Here is an 11,667-nt window from a genome sequence, read left to right on the forward strand (position 1 = left end):
GCTTACAGGAGGCCGGCTTTCCTCTGTTGGGCAAGCTTGCGCAAAAGCTTCTTGCGCGCCTGGATGAGCTTGCGCTTACGCCGCTCCGAGGGTTTTTCGTAGTGTTGGCGCTTTTTGATTTCCGAGAGGATGCCGGCTTTTTCACACTTGCGCTTGAAACGGCGCAGAGCCTGCTCAAACGACTCGTTCTCGCGCACGTGAACGACCGTAGGCATAAAAACCGTCACCCCCTCTCCGCGCCTGAGTGCTGCCGGAGCAGCCGCGCGAACGTTAAGTCTACCGGATCTGCCGACCGCCGTCAACGAGAGGGTTACTTGCCGGCTTTCCAGTCCTTGCTGTAGAGCTTGCCCTTGTCGTCGAAGAAGAACGAAGCGATGTCCCCGCTTTCGCTGCGGAACAACCAGATCGTCACCTTCTTGCCCTTAACCTCCTGCTCGCGGATGTTGAGGGCCAAAGGCGTGCCGGTGATGGCTTTGACCTGTTCGGCAGTCATGCCCTTTTGCACTTGGTCAAAGCGCTCCTTGGTGATGAAGCGGAACTTGCGGGCTTCTTCCAAGAGGCTCTTCAGCTCGGCAGGAACCGGCGCGGAAACCCCTTCGAAGTAGCTCTGCGCGGTTTCCAAAAGCTCCACCGCCTTGCGGTAGTCGCCCGCTTCGTTCATGAAGTCCTTGGCGTTGAGGATGGTGTCTTCGGCGTAAATCTTGAGCCCTTCCAGGGTCTCTGGAGCCTGGGGAGCGTCGTTGAGAGCAGTGTTGAGGAAGCTGGCCAGCTCGTTTTGGTCGTCGGTGAAAACCTTATCCAGCTCCTTGGAGGCTTGCTTGATTTCCTCCTCCAGGGCCTGTTTCCGCTGGCTTTCCACGGCGTCCAGTTTGGGCTTGGCCTTGAGGCTCGCCAGCTCGTTGCGGAGCTCCCTGAGCTTTTGCGCCTTTTCCAGGTGTTGCGCATGCAGCGCCTTAACCTTGGCAAGTTGCTCCCCGAGGTTAACCTTGGCGGTTTGCTCTTCCTTCTTGCCCCCGCATGCCCCCAAAGCTATGACGGTTAAAGCCACCAGAACGGTTGGGACCCGCATGGGATCTCCTCCTTCCTCTCGTGAAAAAAGTAGCAAACTACGCCACCCAACGCAAGCGCTTTCTTGACACTTACGCCCCTGCAGCCAATAATGCGAGAGGCACATGGCCAGGAGGTTCCCATGACCGATAAAGAGGCACTTTTAGCTCACCTACAGCAGGTGCGCGAAGCGGCGCTGGAGCTTTTGCGGGCCAAGTTGGACACGGTGGCCCGGGAAGTGCAAGAGGCGGCCAGCCGAATTGTGGCCGATGTGGATTTGGTGTTGCCCAGCGATCCCGAGGTCCTGTTTCCGCTTTCCTCGGTGCAGGATTTTGTACGGGAGCCCGAGCCCCAAGCCACCCTCGAGCTTTCGGCGGTGCGGGAGCTGGACGCGGGGCGGGCCCAATCGGAGGTGCTGCAGGGCCTCTTGCGGGCCCTGGAGCCTTACGCCGGTGGTCGGGCCATCCTGGTGTTCCGCGATGGCAAGGTCATGGGCTGGAGCGGGGCCGGCTTTGATCCGGAGGCCGTTCGCCGCTGGCAGGGAGCTGTAGAAACGTCCCCGGCCTTTGCCAAGGCGGCGGCGGGCCAGCCGGTTCTGGTGCGGGCCGAGGATGATCCCCTCTTGCGGGAGTTCTTGCGCAACCCCGGCGCTTCCGTGCTGCTCCTGCCCATGTCGCTGCGGGGCAAGGTGGTAGGGGCCCTGCTGGCGGAAGAGGGGGAGCGGGGCCTGGCCGTGGAGTGGGTGCAGCTGTACACCTACCTGGTGGGCTTGCAGCTGGAGACCCTCGCCGTACGGCCCACGGCGCCTACCCCGGCGTTGGCGCCGGTGGAGGACCTGCGGCCCACTCAGGTACCGGCGGCGGAGCCAAGCTTTGGCTTTGAAGAACCGACTTCGGCCCCGGAGTGGGCAGAGGAAGCCCCCGAACCCCAGCCGGAAGCACCTCCACCCCCGGTGCCCACACCCGAGCCGGCTCCATCGGTGGCGACGGAGACGGACCTTTCGGCCACCCAGCGGCTGGAGGTGGCGCCGGTGACCCCTCCCCGCTCGCCGGAAGAGGAACGCAAGCACGAGGAGGCCCGTCGCTTTGCCCGGCTTTTGGTTTCCGAAATCCGGCTTTACAACGAGCAGGCGGTGCAGGAGGGAAAGGCCAACCGCGACATTTACGCCCGCTTGAAGGAGGACATTGACCGCTCCCGGGAAATGTACGAGCAGCGAATCCCGCCGGAGGTGCGGGCGGTTTCCGACTACTTTTACGAGGAGCTGGTGCGCACCTTAGCTGATGGCGATCCGGACGCGCTGGGCCTGTAGGCTCGGGCTCTGGGCCCTGCTTGGCCTCTTCGCCTGCGCCAAAAAGCCCCCGGTTCCGACCCTCACCGCCGCCCTCACGACGCCAGGAGGAGCGGCAGAAAAGGCTAAGGCGTGCCTGAAGGTGGCGGTTTCGGGGCCGCCGGAGGAACGGCGGGAGGCGGCGCTGCTGTGGGGCCTGTACGCCTGCGATGCGGGCTCACCTGCCTCGGCGCTGCGGGCCTTTTCGCTGGCCCAGCCCACCGGTGGGCCTGGGGCAGTGGCCGCCCGGCGGCTGGAGGAAGCCGCCAGGCGTGCTCCCTCGGCGGCGCTGGTGGCGCAGCTGCAAAACGCCTCCTGGCTTCCCATCGAAGGCCGGGAGCGGGTGCTGCTGGCTGCCGGAGAGGCCCTGGGGCGGCGGGGGCAAATCGGAGAAGCCAGGCGCCTATTGCCGCCGCCCGAAGCGTTTTCCCCGGCCAACCGCTCCCGGGCCCGGGCCCTTTACGCCCAGCTTTGGCCTGAAGAAAGCGACCGTCAGCAAAAGGAGCTGCTCCTGGAAGCCCCCCGGGACTTCCCGCAGGCTTTCCCCCAGGCGGATTGGGAAAAGCTGGCAAAAGGGTTTGCTGCCAGCCAGTGGGCGAGGGTGGCCGAGGGGTTTTTGGCGGCCGGGGATGCCCCTTCCGCGTTAAAGGCAGCTTCCCGGGTGGGGGCTGCGGCGGTGGCGGCCAAGGCGGCGCTGGTCCTGCGGCGCTCCGGGGAAGCCCAGCGGTGGGCGGAGAGACTGCCGGCCAGTTCGGCCGAGCGCTACCTGCTTTTGGCGCAGGCCTTGCGGCAGCAGGCCTGGCGGGCGGAGGGGCAGGAGCGGTTAGCGTGGTTTTCCCGGGTGGCGGGCGCGGCCCGGGAGGCGGAAAAGCGCGCCACCGGCGGGGAGCGGGCCGAGGCCCAGCTGCTGCTGGCCGAGGCGCTTTTGGAGCAAGGGCGGTGGGGGGAGGTGCCCGGGTTGCTGAAGGCCAGTGCGGCCTTCAAGCCCGCCCGTTGGGAGTGGGTGGCCCGGCGGGCACTTATGGCCTTTGCCCAGCGGGGAACCGTGCTTCCGCTGCCCCCGGAGGCGGTGGGCCCGCGGCTTTCGCGGCTTTCGGCGTTCTGGAGCGGGTGGCTGGAGCTCCGGCGGAAAAACCCGGAACCCCTGCGCCAGCTGGCAGCTTCCGGCCACCCTGACCTTCCCGCCCAGTGGGCAGCTCGGCTTTCCCGCGCCACCGTGAGCTGGAAGGCGGCGCAAGATCCCCCGTCCGCGCTCCAACCCCCACCCTGGGCCACCTGGTGGCTGCGGGCCGGGCGGGTGGCCGATGTGGTTTTGGGTTGGCGGGCCGAGCTGGAAGAAGCCCGGGTGACCGGCCCGGCTTGGCTGGGGCTGGTGCGGTTGGGGGAATTCCCGCCGCAGGACGCCATCCCCCTTTTGGTGCGGGCGGAGCCCCGGCTTTTTACCGGGCCGTGGTCGGGGCTTTCCCGGGAGCTTTTGGTCCAGTACCTGCCGCTGCCGTTCCGTCCCGAGCTGGAGGCCGCCGCGCAAGCCCACGGCGTGCCGCCGTGGATACTGGCGGGCCTCGTACGGCAGGAATCGGCGTTTAACCCCCGGGCTCGCTCGGCGAAAGGCGCGGTGGGGTTGGCGCAGCTTTTGCCGGAAACCGCCGGGCTTCCGGCAAGAGCTCTGGAGGATCCGCAAACCAACCTGAACGCCGGCGCTGCGTTTTTAGCTAAGCTTCGGCAGCGCTTTGGCTCCTGGGAGGCGGCGCTGGCGGCCTACAACGCCGGAGAAAGCCGGGTTTGGCCGGCCTGGGAGCGGGCGGGACGCCAGGGCGGGCCCTTTTTTGTGGAAAGCTTGGAGCTTCCCGAAACCTGGGACTACGTGCACCGGGTGATGCTTTTGGCCCAGGGCTATCGCGCCCTGTACTGGCCCGAAGCTGCCGCGGAAGGGCCTTGAGGTGGCTTATGGACAAGATCCACCTGCAAACCAGAAGGCGACGGGAGCTTTTGGACATCACCGCCTTTGTGGCCCAAGCGGTGGCCGCCTCATCCGTGGAAGAAGGGGTTTGCCACATTTTTGTGCCCCACACCACCGCCGCTGTGCTCATCAACGAAGGGGCTGACCCGGCGGTGGGGGAGGACATTTTAAGCTCGCTGGCCGCCATGCTGCCCAAGATTCCGTTTAAGCATGTGGAGGGCAACGCCGACGCCCACGTGCTGGCAAGCCTGGTGGGGTCTTCGGTGACGGTGCCCATCAGCGAAGGCGAGCTCAAGCTGGGCACCTGGCAGGCCATCTTTTTCCTGGAGCTGGACGGCCCCCGCCGGCGGGAGGTGTGGGTGACCTCGTTGCGGCTTTAAGGTTCCGCCTGCAGGTCACCGACTTTTTCCCAGGGCAAGAAATTGTGGCCGTCTTACAGACCGAGCTGAGTCACGGCCTCGGTGTAAAGGCTTTCCAAGCGCTGGCCGCGGACGGTGGTGGAAAAGCCCGCCACCACACGGCTTCTGGCAGCCTGGCCAAGACGCAACGCCAGCTCCCTATCGGCAAGCAGGCGCACAATGGCGGCGGCCAGGGAGGCCACGTCCCGCGGCGGGATGAGGAGGCCGCACTCCCCGTCTTTCACCAGCTCGCCGTTGCCGCCCACGGCGGTGGCCACTACGGCTTTTTCCAACGCCATGGCCTCACGGATGGTGCCGGTGATGCCGGTGCCGGCCCAGGAGGGGTCCACAACCACCTGGCAAGCCGCCAGCACCTCGGGCATGTCGGTGCGAGCCAGGGTGGCATGCACCCCGCGGGTCAAGCCCAGGCTTCGGGCGTACTGCAGCACGGCCTCTTTCTGGGTTTCCGAAGAGCAGCCCACCAGCACCAGCTCGGCAGTGGGCACTTTACGGCGCACCTCCACGAACGCCGCCAGAAGCTCCCGCCACCCCTTCCAGTCGCGAATGCCCACGTGGCCCACCAACGGCACTTCGGGGCTTAGCCCCAGCTCCTGGCGAAAACGGAACGGGTCTACCCGCTGGGGGTCAAACCGGTCGGTGTCCACACCGGCGTAAACCGTGACCACCTTGTGGGCGGGAAGGCCGGTGGAGCTTAGGACTACCTGACGGATGGCGTCGCACACCGCCACCACCTTGGTCACCCTTGGGGAGCGGTACTTCCAACGGGAAAAAAAGCCCACCGGGAAAGACACCCCACGGTTCACGAACAGCGCGTAGCGCGCCCCCATGAAGGTGGCGGCCAAAGCCACCGCATGGGCAATGCCCTTGTGCACGTGCACCACCTGCAGGTGCATTTCCTGGGCCAGGTGGGCAAAGGCCCGGGCGGAAAGCCAGTCCAGCTCGTGGCGCAGCGGCAGAGGGTGGTAGTGCACGGCGGTGTTGGTGAGCTCGGCGGCCAGGCGGGGATCGGGACGGGTGACCACCACCACCTGGTGGCCCCGGCGGGAAAGCTCCCGGGCCGCCTCCAGCATTTGCCGCACCGAGCCGGTGGCCAGGGAGGTTTTCTCCAAAACCTGAGCAATGCGCAAGCTCATAGGGAAAAGCGGGGGCGGCGCCCGCCGCCCCCGCATGGAACGCCTACATTACCGCCGTGGGCGGCGCCGGCTCATCAGCAGCGCCGGCTTTGCCCAGGGGTACGACAATGAGGTAAGCGGCAATGGCCAAGGCAAAGAGCAAAGCAAGGATGCCGGGGGCATGCCAACCGGGGATCCACTCAGCAAGGCTGTAAAAAGCCTTGTCCCGGAAGAACACCACGGCGGCCACCACCAAGCCCATGAGCGCCTCGCCGGCAATTAAGCCAGAGGCGGCCAGCACCCCGGCGTTTTCCACCCGCGCCTTTTGCGCGTCGTTGTAACCCCGCTTGGCAACCATCTTGTCCACAATGGCGCGGATGACTCCGCCCACAAAAATGGCAAAGGTGGTTTCCAGCGGGAGGTACATGCCCACCGCAAAAAGCATGGGGCTCTTCACCTTGACAAGGATGAGGGCAAAGCCCATGACGATGCCCACGATCACCAAAGGCCAGGCCATTTCCCCGCCCACGATGCCCTGGGAGAGGGTAGCCATCAGCCCCGCTTGCGGAGCAGCCAGTGCCTTGTCGCCGAAGCCGGTACCACCTTGTTTGATGTTGGAGAAGTGCAAAACGTAAAGCGGGAAGAACAGCAACAAACCAGCCACCACCACGCCGATGAGGTCACCCACCTGCATTTTCCAGGGGGTACCGCCCAGGATGTGCCCCACTTTGAGGTCCTGGAGCATCTCACCGGCCACCGCTGCCGCTACGCACACCACGCTGGCCACGCCCAAAACCGCGGCCACCCCTTGCATGCCGGAAACCCCCACAATAACCATGGTGAGGGCGGCTACAATGAGCGTGGCCAAGGTCAAACCCGAGATGGGGTTGTTGGAGGAGCCGATCATCCCCACCAAATTGCCGGAAACCGCGGCAAAGAAAAAGCCGGTCACCAGCATTACGGCCGCAGCAGCAATGGCTCCACCGATTTTGCCCGCAAAATAGTTGTAGAGGATCACCATAAGCACGAAAACCACCGCCACGCCGAAAAGCACCACCTTGAAGCTCAGGTCCTTATCGGTCCTTTCGGTGGAATCGGTGGCCGCTGCGGACTTCTTGAGGTCGGAAACCGAGCGGGCGAGGCCGGCCTTGAGGTTGGCGCGCATGCGGTAAAGGGTGTAGCCAGCCCCTACCAGCATGCCCCCTACAGCAATGGGGCGCACGATGAACTTCCACAGGCGGTCCGCAAGCAGTGCCCAAGCGTGCTGGCTGCCCGGCTCCACACCCAGCGATGCCGCAAAGCCGTCCATCATCGAGGGACCGAGAAAGAACACCAGGAGCGGCACGAAAAGACCCCAGGCCAAAAGGCCGCCGGCAAAGTTCAGGGCGGCCAGGGTAGGGCCAATGATGTAGCCCACGCCCATGTACGCGGGGCTCACCGCCGGGGCCGAGATGGTCGAAACCCCACCCAGGCCCTGCACCGCGTAGGCGTCCTTTTGGAAACCCAACCGCACCAGGCTCTTGCCCGCTTCCCCCACTTTAAGGAAAAACTCGTTGGACGCACGGAAAATCCCGAAATCGCCCAAAAATTTGATGAGGGCGCCCACCCCCATGGCCTTGAAGAGCTGCACCGCGGCTTCGGCTCCCCGCTGGCCTGCCTTGTGGATTTCCGCGGCCGCCACCGACTCGGGGAAGGGAAGCTCCGGGTCTTCCACCATGACCCGCCGCAGCATGGTGACGAACATGATCCCCAAAATGCCGCCGACGATCATGAGGGCGCTGGCCAGCACGTAATCCTTGACCGTGTTGAACTGCCAGATGCCAAGGATCACGAAGGCTGGCAGGGTAAAGATCGCCCCGGCTGCCACCGATTCACCAATGGAGCCCACGGTCCGGGCGAAGTTTTCCTCAAGCAGGGACCCCCGCATGAGGCGCAGCACGGCCATGGAAATCACCGCCGCCGGGTACGTGGCGGCAATGGTCATGCCGGCCTTGAGCCCCAGGTACGCGTTGGCCGCCCCCAGCACCACGCTCATGACCAGGCCCAAAAACAATGCCCGCCCCGTGAACTCACTCATGGTCACGTGGGCGGGCACGAACGGGGTGAAGCGCTTCTCACTCATGTCACGCCTCCCTTTCTCGCCACAGCTTCCCCGCAGGTGTCCGTGGCGGTTGTGTCGTCGGCGCATTCTACAGGAAGCGAAAAGGCAACCGTCAAGCGAGGGGTTCGAACGAGGCGTCGGTGGGGGGCGAGAAAACTCCTGCGTCTATTACGCTCATATCCTATGATATCGGAGACGTAGAACCTTGACAATTCCACGCGCAGGTCCTAAATTGTAGCTGAAGCCGTTCACGGCTTCGAGGAGAGGAGCTATGGCAACCACGAACTACACCATCAAGGCCCAGGAGGCCTTGCAAGAAACCTTCAACCTGGCCCGCTCCCGGGGTAACCCCGAGGTGCTCCCCAGCCACCTTTTGGTGAGCCTGCTGGAGCAACCCGAGGGTCTGGCCCCGCGGTTGGTGGCGAAGGTGGGGGCACCGCTTCCGGCCCTGTTGGCGGAAGCCAAGCGGGATCTCGATCGTCTCCCGCAGGTGGAGGGTGGGGCAGAGCCCCAGCTTTCCCGGGACTTCCGGCAGGTGATGGAAACCGCCGCCAAGCTTGCCCCCCAGTTCCAGGACCAGTTCGTCTCGGTGGAGCACCTTTTCATGGCGCTGACCTTGGTGCGGGGTTCCTCCGCCCAGGAAATCCTTTCCCGCTACGGCATCACCAAGGACACGCTGCTGGCTGCCCTGCAGGAGGTGCGGGGCTCCCACCGGGTCACCGATGACAACCCCGAGGCCAAGTACGAGGCCCTCAAGCAGTACTCCCGGGACCTCACGGAGCTCGCCCGGGCCGGCAAGCTGGACCCGGTCATTGGCCGGGACGAGGAAATCCGCCGGGTGATGCAGGTGCTCACCCGCCGCACCAAGAACAACCCGGTGCTTTTGGGTGAGCCGGGGGTAGGCAAAACCGCCATTGCCGAAGGCTTGGCCCAGCGCATCGCCACCGGCGATGTGCCCGAGGTGCTGAAGAACCGGCGCATCGTGGCCTTGGACATGGGGGCTTTAATTGCCGGCACCAAGTACCGGGGGGAGTTTGAGGACCGCTTGAAGGCGGTCATCAAGGAAGTGGTGGACTCCCAGGGGGAGGTCATCCTCTTCATTGACGAAATCCACACGCTGGTGGGGGCGGGCGCCGCGGAAGGGGCCATGGATGCGGCTAACCTGCTGAAGCCGGCGTTAGCGCGGGGTGAGCTGCGGTGCATTGGCGCCACCACCCTCTCTGAATACCGCAAGTACATCGAAAAAGACGCGGCCCTGGAGCGGCGTTTCCAGCCGGTGATGGTGTCCGAGCCCACGGTGGAGGAAACCATTGCCATCCTCCGCGGCTTGAAGGAACGCTACGAGGTGCACCACGGGGTGCGCATCACCGATGGGGCGCTGGTGGCCGCGGCGCAGCTTTCCCACCGGTACATCACCGACCGCTACCTGCCGGACAAGGCCATTGACCTCATTGACGAGGCGGCCTCCCGCTTGCGCATTGAAATTGACTCCTTGCCCACGGAAATTGACCAAAAGGAGCGGGCGCTGGTTAAGCTGGAAATCGAAAAGCGAGCGCTGGCCAAGGAAAGCGATCCCCAAGCCCAGGAGCGACGTGCCCAAGTGGAAAAGGCCATTGCCGAGCTTTCCGAGGAAATCGCCGGCATGAAGGCTTCCTGGCAGCGGGAAAAGCAGCTCATTGCCCGCATTCGCGAGCTCAAGGAGCGCCTGGAGACCCTCCGGGAAGCAGCGGAAAGGGCCGAGCGGGAAGGCGATTTGGAGCGTGCCGCGCAGCTCCGTTACGGGGAAATCCCGGCCACCCAAAAGGAGCTGGCCCAGGCCAGCGACGAGCTCAAGGCCCACCAGCAAACCCACGGCACCTTCCTGGCCGAGGAGGTCACCGAAGAAGCGGTGGCCCAAGTGGTGGCCCGCTGGACCGGCATTCCCGTGGCCAAGCTCCTGGAAAGCGAAAAAAGCAAGCTCCTGGCCATGGAAACCCGGCTGCGCCAGCGGGTGGTGGGCCAAGACGAGGCCATCCGCGCCGTTTCCGAAGCGGTGCGGCGGGCGCGGGCGGGGCTCAAGGATCCCAACCGGCCGGTGGGTTCCTTCCTGTTCCTGGGTCCCACCGGAGTTGGCAAAACCGAGCTGGCCCGGGCTTTAGCCGAGTTCCTGTTCGACGACGAGCGGGCCATGGTGCGCCTGGACATGTCCGAGTACATGGAAAAGCACTCGGTGGCCCGCATGATTGGGGCCCCTCCCGGCTACGTGGGCCACGAAGAAGGGGGCCAGCTCACCGAAGCGGTGCGGCGGAGGCCTTACAGCGTGGTGCTATTGGACGAGGTGGAAAAGGCGCACCCCGATGTCTTCAACGTGCTCCTGCAGATCCTCGATGATGGCCGGCTCACCGACGGCAAGGGCCGCACCGTGGACTTCCGCAACACCGTGATCATCATGACCTCCAACATTGCCTCGCACATCATCGGCAGCTTCAGCGAAGCCGACCGCGAGCGCATGATGGCGGCGGTGGAAGCCGAGCTCAAGCGCACCTTCCGCCCGGAGTTTTTAAACCGCATTGACGAGGTTCTGGTGTTCCACAAGCTCTCCATGGAGCACCTGCGGCAAATCGTGCGCATTCAGCTCTCGCGCCTGAACCAACTGCTGGCCGATCGCCGCATTCACATTGAAGCCGACGATGCTGCCCTGGAGTTCTTAGCCCGCGAAGGCTACGACCCGGAGTTTGGCGCGCGGCCCTTGAAGCGCACCATCCAGCGGCTGGTGCAGGACCCCCTGGCCCGCATGATCCTGGCCGGCGAAGTGCAAGACGGCGACACCGTGGCGCTCACGGTGGAAGACGGGCAGCTGGTGCTCCGAAGCGAGGCGGTGCCGGTGGGTGTCGTCTAACCTCTCGTTAAGGTTGCAACCCCAGGCGCTTTCCCTCTGGGCTTCCTCCCGACCGCATGCTTTAAATCGCGCGGCACTCTCCGGGGCGCTGCCCGTGCGCCCACGGACCTGCGAGCAGGACAAGCCCACTGCAAGCTCGATACGCCACGGGACAGGGGAGCTTTTGCTGGCGCCAAGCGGGGTTTTCGCTGTGCCGCCCGGGAACCCGTGACGCGCGGGTTTCCGGGCCCTGCGGCTGGCGGAAGGTAATCCCTATGGCCCTTTGCAGCTGCACCCTGACGTTGACAACCCCCTCTTCCGGACCCATATCTAGACTCAGACGCAAGCCTGACTGGTTTAGAAGGACGGAAAGGAGGGACGAGATGCCTGAAAACCCTAAGGCCATTTCCGGAAAGAACTTCGACTCACCCGACGAAACCCGCCGCCCGTTCGAGAAGGGCCGGATTGATGTGGTGAACCTGGGTGGGCTTACCTTTTACCGGGAGACCCTGGAGCCTGGCTGGCAGTGGTCGAAGCACGTAAAGCCTGTGGTTGGCGGGGAAAGCTGCCAGAGGTTCCACGTGAAGATTTTTCTTGCGGGGCGGCAACGGATTCGAATGGGTGACGGCACCGAGATGGAGTTCGGTCCGGGGGATGTGGCAATCATGTACCCCGGCCATGACGCTTGGGTTGTGGGCGACGAGCCCAACGTGCTCATTGAGCTCGCCGACGCGGTCAGGCGAAAGGAATGAGCGGCGGGCAGCAAAACCCCGTGCAGGCCAGTAGCCCGTGACGAGCTTTCTGAAGGCCACCCACCTCTGATCAGGCGCCGTTGGCTTAAGGG

At 64.7% G+C, this 11,667-nt stretch carries 9 protein-coding genes; 5 read left to right on the forward strand and 4 right to left on the reverse strand.

Translation table 11 applies throughout. The annotated features are described in order from the left end of the window. Positions 1-2: 2 nt before the first annotated feature. Positions 3-215, reverse strand: coding sequence for a 30S ribosomal protein S21 (rpsU, locus tag EG19_RS01055; RefSeq protein WP_038046530.1), 213 nt, complete (start codon positions 213-215; stop codon positions 3-5). Between the two features lie 95 nt (positions 216-310). Continuing rightward, positions 311-1,069 carry an outer membrane protein assembly factor BamE domain-containing protein gene (gene bamE, locus EG19_RS01060; protein WP_038046395.1) on the reverse strand — a complete coding sequence of 253 codons (759 nt, stop codon included), beginning with the start codon at positions 1,067-1,069 and terminating at the stop codon, positions 311-313. Positions 1,070-1,189: 120 nt separating this feature from the next. Between bamE and EG19_RS01065 the strand changes: the two genes are divergently transcribed. The 3 genes from EG19_RS01065 to EG19_RS01075 are packed head-to-tail and all read left to right on the forward strand — an operon-like array spanning position 1,190 to position 4,714. Beyond that, positions 1,190-2,356: a GAF domain-containing protein gene (locus EG19_RS01065; protein WP_038046396.1), complete on the forward strand. Its 1,167-nt coding sequence runs from the start codon at positions 1,190-1,192 to the stop codon at positions 2,354-2,356. Then, positions 2,328-4,313, forward strand: a complete 1,986-nt coding sequence (locus tag EG19_RS12140; protein WP_053334720.1) for a lytic transglycosylase domain-containing protein — start codon at positions 2,328-2,330, stop codon at positions 4,311-4,313. Before EG19_RS01065 ends, EG19_RS12140 begins: the two co-directional genes overlap by 29 nt. A gap of 8 nt (positions 4,314-4,321) precedes the next feature. After that, positions 4,322-4,714, forward strand: coding sequence for a secondary thiamine-phosphate synthase enzyme YjbQ (locus tag EG19_RS01075; RefSeq protein WP_038046398.1), 393 nt, complete (start codon positions 4,322-4,324; stop codon positions 4,712-4,714). A gap of 53 nt (positions 4,715-4,767) precedes the next feature. On the opposite strand, the gene EG19_RS01080 is transcribed toward EG19_RS01075, so the two are convergent. Then, on the reverse strand, positions 4,768-5,922 hold the full coding sequence (locus EG19_RS01080) for a glycosyltransferase family 4 protein (protein WP_081799806.1): 1,155 nt from the start codon (positions 5,920-5,922) through the stop codon (positions 4,768-4,770). A gap of 7 nt (positions 5,923-5,929) precedes the next feature. Beyond that, positions 5,930-7,987, reverse strand: coding sequence for an OPT family oligopeptide transporter (locus EG19_RS01085; protein WP_038046401.1), 2,058 nt, complete (start codon positions 7,985-7,987; stop codon positions 5,930-5,932). Between the two features lie 250 nt (positions 7,988-8,237). Between EG19_RS01085 and clpB the strand changes: the two genes are divergently transcribed. Together clpB and EG19_RS01095 are read left to right on the forward strand one after the other, a co-directional pair. Beyond that, positions 8,238-10,844 carry an ATP-dependent chaperone ClpB gene (clpB, locus tag EG19_RS01090; protein WP_038046402.1) on the forward strand — a complete coding sequence of 869 codons (2,607 nt, stop codon included), beginning with the start codon at positions 8,238-8,240 and terminating at the stop codon, positions 10,842-10,844. A 362-nt stretch (positions 10,845-11,206) separates the two neighbouring features. Then, positions 11,207-11,575 (forward strand): cupin domain-containing protein, encoded by a 369-nt coding sequence (locus tag EG19_RS01095; RefSeq protein ID WP_053334721.1) that lies wholly within the window; start codon positions 11,207-11,209, stop codon positions 11,573-11,575. Positions 11,576-11,667 lie beyond the last annotated feature (92 nt).

Origin of the sequence: Thermoanaerobaculum aquaticum, assembly GCF_000687145.1 — a bacterium.
Taxonomy (GTDB): domain Bacteria; phylum Acidobacteriota; class Thermoanaerobaculia; order Thermoanaerobaculales; family Thermoanaerobaculaceae; genus Thermoanaerobaculum; species Thermoanaerobaculum aquaticum.

What these genes read in the sequence shown, in the direction of transcription:
- rpsU (WP_038046530.1), bottom strand. Translation starts at nt 215, where the DNA reads ATGCCTACGGTCGTTCACGTGCGCGAGAACGAGTCGTTTGAGCAGGCT.
- bamE (WP_038046395.1), bottom strand. Translation starts at nt 1,069, where the DNA reads ATGCGGGTCCCAACCGTTCTGGTGGCTTTAACCGTCATAGCTTTGGGG.
- EG19_RS01065 (WP_038046396.1), top strand. Translation starts at nt 1,190, where the DNA reads ATGACCGATAAAGAGGCACTTTTAGCTCACCTACAGCAGGTGCGCGAA.
- EG19_RS12140 (WP_053334720.1), top strand. Translation starts at nt 2,328, where the DNA reads ATGGCGATCCGGACGCGCTGGGCCTGTAGGCTCGGGCTCTGGGCCCTG.
- EG19_RS01075 (WP_038046398.1), top strand. Translation starts at nt 4,322, where the DNA reads ATGGACAAGATCCACCTGCAAACCAGAAGGCGACGGGAGCTTTTGGAC.
- EG19_RS01080 (WP_081799806.1), bottom strand. Translation starts at nt 5,922, where the DNA reads ATGCGGGGGCGGCGGGCGCCGCCCCCGCTTTTCCCTATGAGCTTGCGC.
- EG19_RS01085 (WP_038046401.1), bottom strand. Translation starts at nt 7,987, where the DNA reads ATGAGTGAGAAGCGCTTCACCCCGTTCGTGCCCGCCCACGTGACCATG.
- clpB (WP_038046402.1), top strand. Translation starts at nt 8,238, where the DNA reads ATGGCAACCACGAACTACACCATCAAGGCCCAGGAGGCCTTGCAAGAA.
- EG19_RS01095 (WP_053334721.1), top strand. Translation starts at nt 11,207, where the DNA reads ATGCCTGAAAACCCTAAGGCCATTTCCGGAAAGAACTTCGACTCACCC.